We start from the raw sequence: 17,756 nt of genomic DNA, 5'->3' as shown, positions 1-17,756 counted from the left end.
TACAGCACTTGCTGTACGCTCTTTTTTGGCTTCAAAATGACGAATCGTCATTTTTCAGTTTTAGGAGGAAATACGATGAAAAAAAGCTGGATGTATGTTGCACTCACATGTTTATTTGAATTACTTTGGGTGTTTGGTTTAAATAGAGCTGATGCTGTGTGGGAGTGGGCGATCATTATCTGCCTGATCCCGGTTGATTTTTATTTTTTAATGAAAGCTTGCGAGAAGCTGCCGACTGGGACTGTGTACGCCGTGTTTGCCGGAGTTGGAACGATTGGTACGTCTTTGATGGATTATGCGCTGTTCGGCGGTTCATTTTCATTAGAAAAGCTTTTATTTATGGGCATTTTAATTCTCGGAATTATTGGACTGAAAGTGTCTGATGGAGATGCACATGAGCAGAAAGGAGAAGCGGTATAAATGGGCTGGTTTTTTGTACTGTTGGCCTCTGCCTGCGAAATTGGCGGAACCATTGGTCTCAATATGTTCAGTAAGAAAAAGCAACTCACGACAGGCATTTTATTTGTCGGCGGATTTGCCTTATCCTTTTTGTTTTTGTACGCCTCGTTCTCTTCCGTTCAAGTCTCCGTTGCCTATACGGTTTGGATTGGACTTGGAACAGCGGGTTCTGTCTTGTTTAATATGATTCTATTTAAAGAGCCGAAAAACATGATTCGTATCCTCAGCTTGCTGCTGATTGTGATTGGCGTCGTTGGGCTGAAGTTGTTTGCGTAATAGAAAAAGCAATGGAATAGATTATCCATTGCTTTTTAAGTTAATTTTTATACTTTTCTTGGTACGCTTTAAATTGTTTTTCGTATTTTTGCAACTTTTTCCCATCGACTTTTGAATTTAATTTCGGTTTCCGCTTTCCAATTACCATTACATCTTTATCTACAATAGGACTTGATAAAAAGATGTATGGTGCAAAACGATCACACTTCGTATTTGGAAGGGTTACGGATAATCTAGCGTATTCTTCTGTCGGGAATTGGTTTGAAATGTCAAGCTCCTTGAGTCCCTCTAATGCCGATATTGGTTCTAAAGACTCGTCCTTCACTTTTATATTTGATAAGCACAGATATTTTAAATTCTTAAGGTATCTTAAAGGTTGTAGAGTATTTAAATTTAATGTATTCCAAATCCCGCCTGACAATTGCAACCATTCTAAACCAGTGTTTTTTTGCAAAGGGGCTATGTCATTCAACTTTGAAAAATCTGTTAAGGATAAAGATTTTAAAAAAGTGTTTTTTGATAGATCCCATAAACTTTGTGCCTTTGTATTCCATTCAAGTGCCAATACCTCAACATCTTGAAGAGAACTGATGATTGATAAATCTTCTACTCTCAGTTCACGCATATAGAGCATTTTGGGATTAACTAAGCTCAAGATCGTATTGAATTCCTTTTGGCTCACTTTGTAAATCCACAATGTCGTGAGGTTAGAAAAAGAGTTCAACCTTTCAATATTTTTTGTTTTTCCTGTGATTAACAACTCGGTGGCATTTTCATCTACATCGGCTAAATCATGAACAACTTCTGGTTGGGCATCATGACGAAAAATATAATCAGGGTCTTCTTTGAGCATTCTTTTACCTCCACACCTACGAATGATGGATATCTAAATGAATTTTATCAGAAGTTTGGAGTCAAAACATTATTCTTTCCGATTTATAAAATCTTTATCATCTAAAATATGGAGCAACAACATATCAACGATTTTCACTATACTCCATATATTCTGCACAGGTCTTGACGATAGCTCGTACTCTTTCATATAAACAAATAAAAGAACTCCAATTCATATACGAATTAGAGTCCTCATTATATGACTAATACAATTTTCCCACCTTAAAACCGTACCCGTTAATCAAAGACCTTCCTTTTTTATTTCTTGTTTAATGTGGATCATGCTGCTCAAGCAAGAGATCCATTGTGTAAATCGATTCGCCTTTTTCATCCAATAAAAAGTACACAATCAAAGGCTCTCCAAAGGACTCTGTCTGCTGCGTGAACAAAACACAGGTGAATTTTTCAATACCTATCGGAATCTTTCTTCTTAATAAAGGATGAAGAATAGGCGAAGTCCGAATTGTATCTATATCCACATCCCAACGTTCGTTTTTTAAAGTGGGATAATGCTCTACTAACAGTTGGTGTAACATGTCGGTCGTGAACGCTGCTTTTCCAGCATACCCATCATCTATTATGTTGGTGTTATACATCCGACGGTTGCTTATCCTTTGAAGCATTGATTCGTATTCCTTTTAAGACAAATCGTTTCTGGCCATCAAGAGTACAAGTGATTAATGTCAGTTCATTTTTCCCGCGATCCTTTAGTACATTCACATCCGTCGGTTCAATCGTAGCTGAGCTGACAATTTTGTATTCGTATGTTTCTGCTTGATGATGTAAGACGACTTTTTCTCCTTTAGGCACCTCTGGCAGCTGCCGGAAAAGCCGGTCGCCTCTATACCCTCTATGGCCTGCAATCGTGAAATTTCCTTCACCTGGCATTTGATGAGATTTGATTTGAGTCAGTGCAATACCTAAATTTTCTTTTGTTGTAACAGGAAGCACTTTTTCGTTTAAATCAATTGACGGGATCTCAAGCTCCATCGTATCTCGCAGGTCTTCTTCTGACACTGTTAAATGTGGAATAGAAGAAAGGGCATCACTGTCATTTTCTTCAATCATTTTCAATGCCTGTTCCATGGCTGCTGTCTCCTGAGAAGTTCGCCACTCATATAGAAAAGGAACGGAGATGAGCATTAGTCCCGCGACCACCAAAAAGCTGCCTAATAAGGTTCTTTTTTTCATCAATATACTCGTTCCTTCCTTTTACTGAATGGTTCTTCTTCTGACAACAAGAAGAACAGTTCCAGACACTACTAGTAAAATCCCTGCATACATCAAATAACGTAGCCATTCTTCCCCAGTCTTTGGCAATTCACCGTTTGAGTCATGAGGCGGATGTTGATCCCCTTGATCTGAAGCTGGAGGATTTGTGTGATCCTCTTCATTCTTCATTGGAGCATTTTTTACAATCAATGTCTTGATCTCCACTTCGCCCATTTGAATTGTAAAAGCGAGTGGTTTTTTTAACGCTACATAACCATTTGGAGCTTTCGTCTCTGTGAGTGTATAATCACCAGGTTTAAGCCCTTTAACAATGGCTTCTCCGTCTTTTCCTGTTGTCACAGATTTTATCGTTTTCCCAGCTTTTGTACGAATGTCAAAGGCTGCACCTTTTAAGGTTCTATCTGTCTGCTGGTCTACCTTTATGATACGCAGACTTCCTAAAATCAAGTGATTCTTCGCTGTTAATTGAAGAGGCTTCTGCTGATTTTTCTCAATCGTAAACCGGATCGGCTGATCATCTAATTCATAGCCGTGAGGCGCTTTCGTTTCAACGAATTGATATTCTCCCGGTTTTAGATCGTTGATGTGAAGCTTTCCTTTTTGATCCGTTACAAGTGATTTCTTCAACGTTTTCCCGTCTTTACTCTGAAGAGCAAACTCTGCGTTTTCCAGCGTGTGTCCTTCAGCATCCACTTTGGTCAGTTCCACTGCTCCCGGCGTCAGTTTGTTGATCATTTCTACTTTTGCTGGTTTGTCTTGACCTAAACGAATCGTAAATGAGACAGGTGTCTGATCCAATTCATAGCCGGCAATGCTTGCTGTTTCAACAAATTGGTAGGTTCCTGGCTTCAATTGATCGACTGTCAGTTGACCGTTTTTGTCTGTCTTTAAGTCTTTCTTCACACGCTGATCGTGCGCATCAATCAGGTCAAAGGTCACGCCAGCGAGCAATTGACCATCCTCCCCTTTTTTCTCAAGCTTCACAGCACTTGTCGTCCGGATATTTTCTTTTGTCACTTTCACCAGTTGATTTGGATTGAAATCAATCTTGAAGTCTACTGGTTCTGCATCAAGTTGATGTCCAAAAGGAGCCTTCGTTTCAACCAATTGGTAAGCGCCTGGTTTCAAATCGTTGACAGTGATGATGCCTTTTTCGTTGGTTGTTAAACCTGACATCAATTCTTTACCATCGTCATTGAAAAGTGTAAATTCTGCGCCTTTCAATCTTTCTTTTTCTTCCCCTATTTTTGTGAGTTCTACAGAACCTTTCTTGAGCTGATTGATCGCCTCTACTTGAATCAAGTCTTTTTGACCTAATTCAACTTCAAAGACAAGTGGTTTCGTACTCAATTCATAGCCTTCAAGACTCTTTCTTTCAACAAATTGATAGGTTCCAGGTTTTAGACCTGTGAAGGTAATCTTTCCATCCTGATTGGTTGTAATCCCTTCTCCTCCTGCCACTATCTTTCCTTTGGCATCAGATAGATCAAAGACAACCCCTTCTAATGATTTCCCATCTTCACCTTTTTTGTGTAACAGCACTCCGCCAGTTGTGCGGCTATTTTCTTTTGTCACACTGACCAGCTTCTCAGGGTTAAATGGAATAGCAAAAGTGACAGGTATTTCGTCAAGCTCATGACCGAATGGCGCCTTCGTTTCAACAAACTGATAGGTTCCAGGTTTCAGATCGTTGACGATGATCTTCCCGTTCTCATCGGTGACAAGACCTGTTTTTATCTCTTTTCCATTTGCATCTACAAGCTTGAATTCTGCTCCTTCAAGCACATCATTCTTTTCACCGAGTTTCGTGAGCTGGACAGCTCCAGTTTTGAGATCATTGATCACTTTGATCTCTGCCGGTTTTTTTTGTGCGATTTCGATGGTAAACGGATAAGGTTTATTTTTCTTTTGGTAACCATCAATACTCTCTGTCTCCACAAGCTGATATTTGCCCGGTTTGAGGTGATCGACCAAAAGCTTTCCATCTTCATCTGTTGTCAAATCTTTACGTACCACTTTGTCATTTTGATCCGTGATTTCAAAGCGAACACCTTGAAGCTTCTTGCCATCTTCTCCTTCTTTCATCACTTCTAATCCACTTGTTTCATAGAGGTTCTTTTGTGAAATGATGACTGGTTCTTTCGGATCGAATGGTACTTCAAATGTGATGGGTGTTTCATCTAATACATAACCGTCTGGTGCGTTTGTTTCGATGAGCTGATACGTACCCGGTCTTAGTTCGTTGATCGTGATCTTGCCATCTTCTCCTGTGACAAGCGAACCTTTTAGCTCATGCCCATCTTGATCTAAGAGCTTGAACTGTGCACCTTCTAGTCTCTCTCCGCCTTCACCTATTTTGCTCAATTCAGCAGAGCCTTTGATGATGTCATTTACTGCGGTGACAACCGTTGTTTCTGTTTGATTTTCTTTAATGGTGAACGGCCATTTTTGCTGATTTAATTGATAGCCTTTCGGTGCGTTTGTCTCAACAAAATAATAGGAACCTGGCTCAAGATGTTTGAAAAGGATTTCTCCTTTTTCATCCGTTTTCAAATGGGTTTGGACGGTATCTCCAGATTCATTTTTCAGTTCAAATTCTGCATTTTCTAATGCCGTACCCGTCTCTTTGTCTTTTTTCGTGAGCTTCACATGCTGACGAATTTCTTGGTTTTGCACCGTCATGCTATTTCCTGTTTTCGTTTGATCTCCTGATTCGTAAGGCTGATCAATCGTGACATTGATCGGTTCCTTCGTTTTCAAATAACCATCAGGTGCTTTCTCTTCTGTCACGATATAGTCACCATACAGAAGACGATCAAATCGAAGAGCTCCTTCTTCATCTGTTGTCTTTGTTCCAATGACGATACCGCTCGCAGCATCTGTCAGTGAAAAGCTTGCTCCTTTTAGCGCTTTTCCACTACTCGCATCTACCTTATGAATGGTTAAAGCGCCAATCGCTCCTGTGCCATCTCCCATGCCAGCGGTACGTTTGACCACAATTGAGGCTTCGGATTCCTTTTTGATTTCTTTTACATTTTCACCTCTAAACGTTACTTCGTTTTGAAGTGTACTTCCCACCTTATCTAAAATGAGAGATTGGTATTCTAAAATATAGGGTCTCGTGATTTCTTCTTTAAATTTGATTTGAAAAGAATCTGGATCGAATTCAAGGTCTAGTTCATAATCCTTCCCTTTTTCCAGCTCTTCCTTTTTGGTCACTTGCCCCTTTTCATCTATTGTTGTCGAATACAGATGAAATGAGTTTTCTATTATGGCTTGGTTACTGCTCGGATGGTCTATAATCGTCGCATCTTGGACTGTTGATTGACCAAAGTTGATATTCAGTTTCCAATCAATGACTTTCCCTTGTTGATTTCCTGATTTGCTCGTGTATTTCCCTCCATTTGGAATGGACACCACAGCATTCACATCTGATTCTTTCGTCTTTCCATCATAAAGGGTCGCTTTATTTTCGTAGGTTTTCTGTACTAAATCCATTCCTTCAACACTTGTTTGATACGTGATTTTGTATGGGGAATCAATGGCATGTTTGAAAATGACTTCGAAGCCTGATTCTCCCTTTTCATTTTCAAGGAATTTGATGTCATAATGTTCTTTCGCTAATACCTCTTTTTCTTCCGCACCATTTTCCCCGCCTTGTAAATCAAGCGAGTAGACGATAATTGAATCTTTAAGCAAACGCTGATTTCCTTGAATGAAATCCTCGATTTTCGCCTCTTCTAGATGTTTCAAATTATAGTTCACACCAATATTCCATGTGATCTCTTTTTTCTTTGCATCATATGTTCCGTTCTTGAATCCATTTGACTGCGTGTATGTGTCAGGCGTAAAGACAGATTGATTTTCCTTCGTCAAATCCTTGCCATCTTCATTTACCCATTCAAGTTTCACATGGTTACGTAGGTTCTTTTGATCTTTATCTGCTCTTTTTTCATAATCAAAAGACGTTGTATATGTGATGGTATGTTCTGTCTTGATTTCTTTCGTAAATTGAATATCAAATCCATTTGCATGTTCAACGATTTGATAATCTGTGCCTTCTTCAAGCACTGTATTACCTGTCGTCACTTTTAAACTATCTTTTTGCAGCGTCAATCCTTCGTTTGTGAACGTATCTTTTAATATCACGTTGTTCATGGTTTGTTGATCTTTGTTAAAGGTGATATGCCATGGAATGGTCTTGTTCTTGTAATTCGGTGTTCCGTGGTTTTTCGTTAGGATTTGCTGATCAATTCTTTGCTTCGCTTGTTTGCTCTCTTTACCAGCTGTTACAGTATTGATAATCTCTTCAGCTTCGAAAATCCGCTCGGTTGCTTTTGTTTGATATGTGATGAGATAAGCCGATTGAATATCTTGATTGAATTGCAAGGTAAACCCGTTTTGTTCATCCTTTTTTTGAGGTTGAACCACGTAATTTTCAAATGCTTTTGTTCCTGCTTCGTTGCCGTTCTGATCAATTGTGACTTCTTTGACTTGAATTGAGTCAGATATTAGTGCCTGTGTACCGTTAAAGAAGTCTTCTATCAAAGCATCCTTTTGAGCCAGCTTTTTTTCGTTATAGTTATACCGAATTTCCCAAGTAATCGTTTGTGTGACTGGATCGTAGTGGGCGGCTTTTTTATTTAAAGGACTGCCTCTTGTCACATTCACTGTTCCTTCTGCTGAACTAATCACTTTATCAGCAGAAACAAGGGACGCTTTATTACGAAACGCAGACTGATCTTGATTCGTAATGTCCGTTTCATACATTAAACGGTAAGCGAGATGCACGTCATCTTTAAATTCAATCGTGAAATCTTGACCATCTGCTGTTTGGCCGATTGTGTAGTGGTTTTCGTCAAGCAGCTGTCCAATCGATGTTTCACCATTTAGTTTTGTATCTACACGATAAAGCTTGATTGAATCTTTTTTTAACGCTTGACCTTCTTGAATCGGATCTAACAGTTTCGCTTGTTTCACATCATCTAAGTCCATATTAAAATCGACTGTCCATTGAATAGTTTCAGCATTGTAAGATCGATTGGGTTCTCCCTTTTTAGAGACATTTGGACCATTTGGAATGTATTGAATCGGGATCGATATCGTATCTTTGCCTTCAATCGGGGTAATCACCACTTCTTTTTCTTCAGTGATCACTGTTTTTTTATCTAATTGTGTCCATACTTGAAGTGTTCCTTGGATATTTGAATATTGTTTAATAAAATCTGTGAACTCGATGGAGGCATTTCCGCTTTCATCTACAGAAAAATAACCGATGGTCGATTGATTAAATTTCATCTCGAGACGATCGATTTTTTCATAAATGACTAATTCCTCTGGAACCTTGAAATGGAATTCATCGCCGCCATTATAGTTATGACCATTCGGGATGGCCCACTTATAGTTAATGGAAATCAGTGAGTTGATATCAGGCCTTTCTACTGAATTTCCTTCTTGATCTTCAAATATCAATTGCGCATCAGTGAGAAGATTTTCTTGGATCGTCATTTGTTTTGAGACACTTTGCAATCCTACACGTTTAGACACGTTCACTTTGTTTTTTAGTAACTCATCTTCATCGCTTTGTGTCTTTTGAACATTTTCTTGATTGTTAGCAGCTTTGTCTTTCTCCGATGAGGTTGAATTATCTTTTGAAAGATTTCCTTCACGCTCGTTTTGCTTTGTTTTCTCTTTTTTCTCAGCTATACTGGTGACGTCAATATCTATAGATCCTTCTAAATTCGGATCAAGCTCAATATCCTCATTGAATGTTACTGTCACTTCATTTTGTTTCGAAACGGTATACTCACCAACAGGTATGTCATCGACAGTAATGAGTTCTTTCTGCTCCTTCTCTACCTGAATGACTGAAGGAAGAGAGAGAATATAAGGATATTGCTTTTTGAGATCAATTCCTTTAATAGACCAATGCACAATGGCCTTTCTAACTTGCTGATCTTCTATGCTTGATAACTTGTTTCCTTCGCTATCAGCAAACTCAATATTCCCATAAATATTCTCTTGAATGACTTTAGCTTGTGCCCCTGCTAAAGGCAAGATTCCTAATATAATAGACTGTATGACTAACATGGTCATCAGTGCCACCGACAATATTCTTTTCAATACATCCACCCTTTTCTACAATTATTTTTCAACAACGATTAAAAAATCATTTGTATACTGTCTGATCAATCACTCCGCTTCTGATCAAATTTTTCTAAAAATTGCACCTTAAGACCCAATGAATAAAATGAGTTGATGAATCATGAGTTTGAAAGGTCATCATGAGTAGTAGATATAGTAGCTGGATAGGGGTCTATAGCAATGGGGAATAGTGAGAGGGAACATGAAAAGAAGACATGTGAATTTTTCTATTTATACTGGAACGAACAACAAATGATTAGTACATGCATATATAAGCATGTATTCACATATAGAACGTTCATATAAAACAAGCATGACTCATATGGTATGTATGGTTAGATAGTTCAGCATCATATAGATCGCATTCCTTCTACTCCCTTCCATATGGTAATCAAAAAGCCGATGCTTTTTATTCTTACATTTACCGTTTAAGCAGCAAAAAAATAAACAAAATGATCCATTTTTATAGGATTCATGGCATACTTATCACCTTTTAAAAGAAAAATATGGAGAATCAGCGAATAACATTTGTTTTCGTCTAATTTTTTTCTCTTTTATCGTCAAAAGTGAAGACAAAACGATTTAGGCAAAACATTACAATCATTTCATGCCTATTTTGAGCTCAAATGTTCTTCATCTGAACTTCATAATATATAGAGGCAAGTCAAAGGAAGGAGTTAGTTGTTTGATGGAGCTCATTGATAATAAATCAAAGAGATGGATAAACATTTTAAAATTGCTTGTATCCAAAAATAAGTGGTGGAGCCTTCAAGAGATATCGAATGAACATATCGGCTCGGTTCGTGCGATTCAAAGCGATTTAGAACAAATGAAATCGTTCCAAACAGAGAATGGAGAGCCGTTAATCCACATAAAGCCAAGACAAGGCATTTCCATTTGTAATACGCAGACGATTCGAGTGGACTACTATATTAAAGAAATTTTAAAAGATACGATTGAAATCCGATTGATTGACGGCATTTTTTTCGAAGAAAACAGATCTTTCTATGAATGGATGGACACGCTTAATATCAGTAGATCCACACTGTATAACACGATTCATAAAATCAACTCGATCCTTACATCCTATGAAATTGAGTTACGTCCAGATAGTATGCAGTTTCATGGGAATGAGAAGGAGATTCGTCAATTCTTTGTTGAATTTTTGTTTGAAGTGTATGGAAGCCGGCTTTGGCCATTCGATGATATTCCAAAGCAAGACGCAGTTGATTTATTACAGGAGCTATTTCAGGTGCTTGAAGTCAATGTGCCAGATGTGGCGATAGATAAATACTGCCTGTGGCTCGGCGTTTCCATTCACCGAATGCGAAAAGGTTTTACAATCAGCCGTAAATATACATACTCAATAACTGAAGAAAAACAAACCTCTACGGCTAAAGGAATCTATGATCAAATTAGAAGATGGGAAGAGCACATCTGCCGAATGGCCAAAGACGTATTTGATGTGACGCTGGATCATCATGAATTTGTCTTTTTGCTATTGATCGAACCAGCTATTGGACACTTTAAATCAATTGAAACTGTCGAAGAAAAATTGACGTTCTTTCAGTCGCATACACCACGCCTCTATGATGCCATTCATTCATTTATCACCCAGTTGGAGTCGATTTTTCATCAAGAAATAGCAAATCGTAAGGTGATGACACTCGTTCTTCTCCAATATTATGTGTATTCCAATGAAATTACCGTGAGAGATGGATTCCTTTTCAAAAAGAAATCGAGCTATTTATCAGAGGTGAAAAAACAGTTTCCCTACTTCTATTCGAGGATTAGTCATATCATCCAAGAGTTAAAAACAGACGATATCCTTGCTTCTTTTGTGAAAAATGAACGGGAATTGATTCGTATCATTACATCTTCCTGGAGAGGGCTTGTTCATTTGGAGATGGAACGGAGAAACGTGCTGAACATTTTTGTTATTTCAACATTAGGTTATTATCATAGTTTGTTTATTGCTGATTTAATTAAATTAAGCGTGCCTCCTCTCATTCACATTTTCACAAGTCCAGAAAATTCGTTAAATGATGTCACGATGGATCTACTTGGGGTTGATATGATTGTGACCGATACTGAGCTTCCTCTTCAATTCGGTCGATCTACGCTGCTGATCAGCTCTTTTCCAACAAAAAAAGAATTGGACAACTTACACCGAAGATTGGTTGATATGACAAACTAATGTTCATCATAAAAAAAAGCTGCTGAGACATTCTCAAGCAGCTTTTTGGTTCTGTATTAATGAAGCACGATTTGTTCATTCATCAAATCAATGGCGTAGAGCGATTGCCCATATTCATCTAATAGAAGGTATACTTTGAGCGGGGCAGTGGTTTGATCTGTTTGCTGCGTGAATAGGACACAAGTGAATTTTTCAATCCCATCTGGCAGCTTGCTTTTCAGAAAAGGATGAAGAATAGGAGAGATTCGAAGGGTATCAACATCTTTCAGCCAAAGCTCATCTTGTAACGCAGGATAATGGTCAACCAAAAACTGACGAAACACTTCCAATGTACTCAAGGTAGATATCCTCACTTTCTTCTAACTTGGCTTCAAACTCACCTAAAAACAAACGGAACCAACTCATCATATGATCTCGGTACACGTATTTTCGCATACGGCTTGAGACATGATCACTCACTTTTTAGACATGAACTGTAGATCGACTGTACTGTCACGAATGTTCAATATGTATAACGTTTCCTATGTCATCTCATTGACTCCACCACGAATTCAAACAATGGACCTATGATCATATTCTTACCTGTTTTCTTTCGTGATGAAACGACAACTTCCTGCTACAAAATTCCATTTTTCTGCAAAAAAGAGGGAGATGGGACAAAAAAAAGAACAGCACTGACTGTTCTTTCAATAGCGTAAAGTGCCAATTCAAATATCCTGTAAAGGAATGACTTCCCCGCTCACTGCATCCACTCCATCATGACAATCTAGTTTTCCACATAAGACATACTGCTTTTCTGTAAAATCATATACATAGATGGGGGTCAGCTCTAACCGATCTTTTAATTTTTCGAAGGCTTCTTGTTTTGTCATGGTGATTTTACCAGGAGGTTGGAGTTCATCCAACATGCCACACTCCTTAAACATTTCTTTTCTATCTATGTAATTAACGGCTTCAAATGTAAGGGCATCAATGAATATCAAGATTTTATCTGTAAGCAAGCTTCTCTCTTGTCTATTTGCTTTTACTGTTGCATGAATGTAATGATCACGATGAAGAGAAATGCAAACCCATTTTCCAGTGTCGTTAGGATATTCCTGACTCAACAAGTTTTGAACTGCTTTCAAACACTTATCTTTTTCTTCCTCTGTTATTGGCATTGTATCTGGTGAGGGTTCAATTGAAAAGGCTTGATCATCTGAGATGTCTTCTTGAATATTTAATTCCTTTCTTACAAAAGGTTCAGTTATTGGTTCATCCCATTTGATGATTTGGTTGATATTGAGACATTGATGTTCCTGTATCGTACCTTCAAACGGGAGGATTCCGGTTCCATCATTCTTTACATACACTTCTTCTAACGCATAAATTGGACGAATTTTATTCTGATCAAAGGAAGGCCATTCGATTCGTTGCACTTGCTGAAGGGCTAAGCTTTCAATCTTCTCAATGAGCAGCGTATATTTTTCAGCCCTGTGCTTTTTTATTGAGACAAATGGGCCGTGACGAACAAAGTAAATGAGTTGTCCATGTTCATCCCATTTCACATCAATCATGCCCGAAGGGGTCACTGGTACACCAGCAATTTTTTCCTCAAAAATAAGCTCCCCTTTTTCCTCCTTATGCAAGTGAAAGTGCTCTCCATATATCAACCCTGTTTCTTGTTCAATCCATTTGATGGCGTCATTCTGGCCGCTATCAAACCACACACCCTCCTTTGCATATGTTTTACCCATGACAAAAACAGCACTCTCAACCTTTCCTGTATTCAAATTCACTTCTATCACGGCTGTGCCATCCGGGTTTAAATCTTCGTCCACAGGTTCCGTTTCATGTGGAGGAAACCATTCCATACACAATTTATAAATTGTTTCATTAAACATATTCACATTTCGGTAATACTCGTAGTTTTTTAAACGATAATCATCTAAGCCGAACTTCTTTCTTGTATCATCTATTAGATGCTGTAGAGTTTCATTCATTTGTTTCACCTCAATCTGTTAAGTGATTATCTTATGGAAGGACGAAAATAATGATAAAGCCGAATAGGATGATAGCTGATAAAAGGCCTAAAACCAAACCCATCATATTTGATTCCTTTGTATACCCTTTTAATTCGTGTTCCTCAGTAGATCGATCAATTTTTCTAAAGCGAAAAAGCATGCTTACATTCATAATAACTAGAAACATAGCCACTAAGAAAAATAGAAATGCAGGTTGTATTTCAAAGAATGGGTTCGTTACATCTCGGAAGCTAAATGACTGAAAAAACATCAGACCACTCAATACTACTCTCGAAATATTTTCTGTTCTCTGTTCTTTCTCCCACTCTTTTCCTAACTTCTCTTTTTCATAAATAGCTACCTGCTCAAAAATGGGAATGAAAGATTTTGTTGATTTCCTTTTAAAGAATCCTAAAATACTTTGAAAGAGCATGACAATTCCTAGACAAAAAAACAAATGAGTTAATTGAATATGTAAGATTTGAAAAAAGATTGAAAACGTCACGATCATGATGCCAGCTATTAAATTACATGTGACTAATTGGTTTGTTCTCATCTTTTTCAGTGCTACTTGTTCCATACAATACTCCTCTCCTTCTCTATTGGTTCTAATAAAAGCTCTACCTGTACTACGTTTTTACCGGAAAAATGTTTCAATATTTTTCCTTTCTATTGTGAATTTGGTTTTTCACACACGAAAAAAGTAAAGAGTAATTCCCTTTACTTTTTCGCTTGCCTCTATGGGTTTAATCCTATTCTCAAACCGCTGAATTGACTGCTTACTCATTTTCATGGACTGTCTAATCAGTTCATATTAGTGTTTAAAAATTCCCCTTCACAATCGTTCTTTTGGCTTTCTTGACAATTCTGCTGGTTGCTTTTGTATCAGAATCTTTTAACCACTGTTCACACAGGTTTATGACCCAATTTGGTTGTGTTTTACTAGCGTCATTGAGCCAGTTTCCTACAGAATCTTGAACATATGTTGATGGATCAGATTTGAGCAAGTCTAGAATAGGCTGTGCCCTCATTGGCTCTTGTTTTAATGACTCAATATGCTTTGTCCAAACACCTCTTGGGCGAATAGCTTCTACTGAGAATCGGCGAATATTTTCATCTTTACTTTTAGCCCATGCTGTTAAATGTTCTATACTTTGATCGAGCTGATCCGTTAGGCTTTCTCTCACTGACATCCACGCAATTTCTCGAACTCCAAAATGATGATCAGCTGCAAATGGCTGAATGTACACCAATTTCTCTTCCAAAGTTGATAAACGGTGTTTGTTCATATAAGCAGCCCAACAGCGGACGCTATCAGATACATGGTGAGTAAATGCCTGTAGCACTTCCGCTTGTTTTTCCCCATTCTCTTTCTGTAGCCATTCATCTAACAATTGACCGATGAGACGAATTGCTTTCATTCCAGACTCAGCCTTTTGTTGAGTGATCTTAGATGTTAAACCGTCTAAATGATGGTCTAAACCAACGGATGGCAAAACATGACGTAATAACGTCATATGATTGACAGCCAGCCATTCAGTTAAATTCACACTCTCTATTTTTCCCTGATTCAAAAGGAACAAGACGTCATGAGGGATATCAGTCCCCTTTCGAGCACCTTTTCGATTGATGATCTCTTCGCTTATTTGCATTTATTTTCTCTCCTCGTCTAGTGGTGCTTTTGTTTGATATTCATCGTTTTTAAAAGAAATATATGAATGCCTTCAATCTTTGGATATTGCCCCCTATTGTATCAAATAAACAACTTTACTGGTGCATTCTTCAAATCAAAAAGGAACTACCCGAAATAAGTAGTCCCTTCCATACAAAATTGAATTTAAGTTACCTTCCTTGCTCGATCACCTTCAAACGCTTATGTTGAGAAAATCGGTCAAACGCCACCATGAGAATGGTCATGAGTAACGCAAGGAAAACCGTACCGGCGCTGAGCCAGCTTAGGTTCAATACAGAGGTTCCGTTTAACACAATCCCCCCTAACCCCGAGCCTAAAGCAAATCCGAATTGAATAAATGATGTATTAACACTTAATGCGATATCAGGAGATTTCGGAACAAGGGTTACTAGATATAGCTGCTGAGCTGGTGATGTACTCCATGTTGCGATCATCCATATCATGATAACAGCCACCATGACCACGAGATTCCCTGTGACAAATGCTAGTAGCATGAGCATCATGATTTGCAAAGTGATGCCAGAAAAAATCGTGAAGATTGGCCCTTTTTTATCTGCTGCCATCCCTCCAAGGCTTGATCCTAAAAAGCTGCATATTCCCGCTAGTAACAAAATGCCACTGATTTCTGTGATGCTTAGGTTGGCTGACTTTTGCAGGAAGGGCGTTAAATAGGTAAATAACGTGGAATATCCCCCTACATAGAATAACGTGACTGCCACTGCAAGTAATATACGCTTGTCTTTTAAAATCGATAATTGCATACGAAGCGTCACCGGCTCTTGTTCTTTCATAGAAGGGATCCGCCTATACACCACAATCAGCGGAATAAGCGTGATCACTCCAATGGCTGCGAATAATGCTTTCCATCCGATCATACTGCTTAGAAATGTCCCGATTGGAACGCCTAAAACCAAGGAGCTGCTTAATCCCATTAAAATGATGCCAATCGCTGTTCCTCTTTTTTCCCGTTCTACAAGACGAGTTGCAACCGCCATCGCCACTACAATCGCCGTTCCCCCACTGATTCCTTGTAAAACTCTTGTGATCATGACCATTTCAAACGAATGGCTGATACTTGTGATGAAGTTACTTAAAATAAAAATGATCAGCGTCCATGTTAATATTTTTCTGCGGTCCATATTGATGGTTAGTGCGATGACAATCGGTGCACCGATTGCGGCCGAAAGTGCTAAAGATGTGACCAATAAGCCAGCAGTAGACGTTGTGACATGTAAATCATGTGCGACCATTTGAATAATGCCCGTAATGATGTATTCGATCGTTCCGATTAAAAAAGCTGCTAAAGCAAGTAAATAGACAACGGTTTTATTTTGCATCGTGACGTTTCTCCTTTGGGCCATGTTTACGATTTGATTTCATTCTTAATAGGAATTTGAATTTCAATGAGCCTGCCTTCTTCATTTTCTGACAATGGGTAATAGATTTCTCGGCCCGGCTGATCATCTTTCACGCGGTATCCGTTATGTTCGATCCATGTCGCCAGGTCAACACAAGCTGTTTGTGCAGATGGAGAATGGGAATGAAATAAGAGTGTTGCCATGGTGTCTTCTGCAGGTAACGTGCGAATTGTCATTCCCTGAGGAAGAGAGCACCTTAACGATTTGACGGAATACCCCACCTCAAATTCGAACTCACTTTCTTTCTCCAGTGATTCTCTCCATAGCACCACTTGTGGTCCCGAGATCGATTCTTGTTGATGTTTATGTAATAAATGATGAAACATTTGAAAGAATGAAGGGATTTCTTCAACAGTTCCGTTGGATTGAAAAGACATGATGCGTTTGCTTTCAACAGATTTGATGATGACCTCCTGTTCTTTTTCAACACACCCCTCTCGTTTGATGAGGTGCATCCGCTCCTTAATACGGGCTAATTTCTGTTGTTCTCTCTCGATCAATTGCTGAATCTCACTCTCTTTCAAGAGAAACATGCCCTGAATTTGCTCTACGGAAATGTCTTCACGAAGAAGCTGCCCCATTTGTTTTAACGTAAAGCCTAATTCCTTATAAAGAAAAATTCGATTGACCTCAAGTAACTGCTCAGCTGAGTAATAACGGTATCCCGAATCTTGATCGATCTGCTGAGGCTTTAATAAATCAATTTGGTCATAATATCTTAAGGTTTTGACAGGCACTTTACTTAACATAGAAAAATCGCCGATCTTGAACATCCTGCATCTCCTCCGTTTTGTTGATCTGATCACAGTATAAACCTTTCAGTTAAGGGGAAGGTCAACATGAAGTTGATTAAATTTTTCAAAAGCACAAAAAAACCTAGATTTCTCTAAAATCTAGGTTTTGCTCATTATCCTACTATTTTTTCTAACAATCCCATCTCTTCAACAATCTTTATATCATCCATAAATCGTTGCAAACTTACTTTATGTTCTTTCTTTTGTAAATCTGTTGAATAACCTAAACATAGATTAAAAATACAATCTAACCTTTGTCCGACTCCACTATAAAAATAATTCGTCAATATTCCATTATTTTCACTTGCAAGAACCACAACTGTAGCGATCTCTAATACATATTCTATATCTTCTATAGAAATCGTTCGATCCTTTTTCTTAGCAGTCATGAATTCATGACTATGAATAGAACGAATCCTACCTTCAAGTAAATTGAGTATAGACCTTTTATAGATGACATACACACTGTGAATATGATGTTTATCAGGACAATAGGGATCTTGTAAAATGAATTTTATACGTTCATCTTCTTTTTCCATTTTTATTGCATCAAAATCATATAATAAAATATGATCAATTTCTTCTATTTTCATAGGAGGAAACATGTGGGCTACATCTGTTTTGTTTTTCATTTGATCACCCCGA

The 17,756-nt window shown here is 38.2% G+C and carries 14 protein-coding genes; 3 read left to right on the top strand and 11 right to left on the bottom strand.

The features are described from left to right. Nucleotides 1–75 precede the first annotated feature (75 nt). A complete protein-coding gene (locus NST73_RS04095) occupies nt 76–420 on the top strand; it encodes an SMR family transporter (protein ID WP_003217798.1) in 345 nt (114 codons plus the stop codon). Further along, the gene (locus NST73_RS04090; protein WP_007496650.1) at nt 421–735 is read left to right on the top strand and encodes a multidrug efflux SMR transporter; all 315 of its coding nucleotides are present in this window, start codon (nt 421–423) and stop codon (nt 733–735) included. A 40-nt stretch (nt 736–775) separates the two neighbouring features. Here the strand turns inward: NST73_RS04090 and NST73_RS04085 are convergent, their stop codons facing one another. The 4 genes from NST73_RS04085 to NST73_RS04070 form a co-directional block, all read right to left on the bottom strand. Beyond that, nucleotides 776–1,588, bottom strand: coding sequence for a leucine-rich repeat domain-containing protein (locus NST73_RS04085; RefSeq protein WP_203144193.1), 813 nt, complete (start codon nt 1,586–1,588; stop codon nt 776–778). 310 nt (nt 1,589–1,898) lie between these two features. Continuing rightward, on the bottom strand, nt 1,899–2,225 hold the full coding sequence (locus tag NST73_RS04080) for a hypothetical protein (RefSeq protein WP_216895769.1): 327 nt from the start codon (nt 2,223–2,225) through the stop codon (nt 1,899–1,901). Beyond that, nucleotides 2,218–2,820 (bottom strand): class D sortase, encoded by a 603-nt coding sequence (locus tag NST73_RS04075; protein WP_216895767.1) that lies wholly within the window; start codon nt 2,818–2,820, stop codon nt 2,218–2,220. Before NST73_RS04075 ends, NST73_RS04080 begins: the two co-directional genes overlap by 8 nt. Before the next feature lie 21 nt (nt 2,821–2,841). Next, the gene (locus NST73_RS04070; protein WP_342499410.1) at nt 2,842–8,994 is read right to left on the bottom strand and encodes a SpaA isopeptide-forming pilin-related protein; all 6,153 of its coding nucleotides are present in this window, start codon (nt 8,992–8,994) and stop codon (nt 2,842–2,844) included. 700 nt (nt 8,995–9,694) lie between these two features. On the opposite strand from NST73_RS04070, the gene NST73_RS04065 reads away from it, so the two are divergent. Beyond that, a complete protein-coding gene (locus tag NST73_RS04065) occupies nt 9,695–11,203 on the top strand; it encodes a helix-turn-helix domain-containing protein (RefSeq protein WP_342499409.1) in 1,509 nt (502 codons plus the stop codon). Nucleotides 11,204–11,259: 56 nt separating this feature from the next. Here the strand turns inward: NST73_RS04065 and NST73_RS04060 are convergent, their stop codons facing one another. The 7 genes from NST73_RS04060 to NST73_RS04030 form a co-directional block, all read right to left on the bottom strand. After that, complete coding sequence (locus NST73_RS04060; protein ID WP_017366847.1) at nt 11,260–11,541, bottom strand: hypothetical protein; 282 nt, start codon at nt 11,539–11,541, stop codon at nt 11,260–11,262. 369 nt (nt 11,542–11,910) lie between these two features. Beyond that, nucleotides 11,911–13,185 (bottom strand): hypothetical protein, encoded by a 1,275-nt coding sequence (locus NST73_RS04055; RefSeq protein WP_058336517.1) that lies wholly within the window; start codon nt 13,183–13,185, stop codon nt 11,911–11,913. 31 nt (nt 13,186–13,216) lie between these two features. Further along, on the bottom strand, nt 13,217–13,786 hold the full coding sequence (locus NST73_RS04050) for a hypothetical protein (protein ID WP_024720260.1): 570 nt from the start codon (nt 13,784–13,786) through the stop codon (nt 13,217–13,219). 241 nt (nt 13,787–14,027) lie between these two features. After that, nucleotides 14,028–14,858, bottom strand: a complete 831-nt coding sequence (locus NST73_RS04045) for a DNA alkylation repair protein (protein WP_342499408.1) — start codon at nt 14,856–14,858, stop codon at nt 14,028–14,030. 190 nt (nt 14,859–15,048) lie between these two features. Further along, nucleotides 15,049–16,236 (bottom strand): MFS transporter, encoded by a 1,188-nt coding sequence (locus NST73_RS04040; RefSeq protein ID WP_342499407.1) that lies wholly within the window; start codon nt 16,234–16,236, stop codon nt 15,049–15,051. Between the two features lie 26 nt (nt 16,237–16,262). Next, entirely contained in the window at nt 16,263–17,090 is an 828-nt protein-coding gene (locus NST73_RS04035; protein ID WP_024720257.1) for a MerR family transcriptional regulator, read from the bottom strand. 134 nt (nt 17,091–17,224) lie between these two features. Continuing rightward, nucleotides 17,225–17,743, bottom strand: a complete 519-nt coding sequence (locus NST73_RS04030) for a hypothetical protein (protein ID WP_217967433.1) — start codon at nt 17,741–17,743, stop codon at nt 17,225–17,227. Nucleotides 17,744–17,756 lie beyond the last annotated feature (13 nt).

This window comes from Bacillus sp. FSL W7-1034 (genome assembly GCF_038593365.1).
GTDB classification, from domain to species: Bacteria; Bacillota; Bacilli; order Bacillales; family Bacillaceae; genus Bacillus; species Bacillus altitudinis.
Note: the sequence above shows the minus strand (reverse complement) of the source record. Positions and strands in the feature narration are given on the sequence as shown.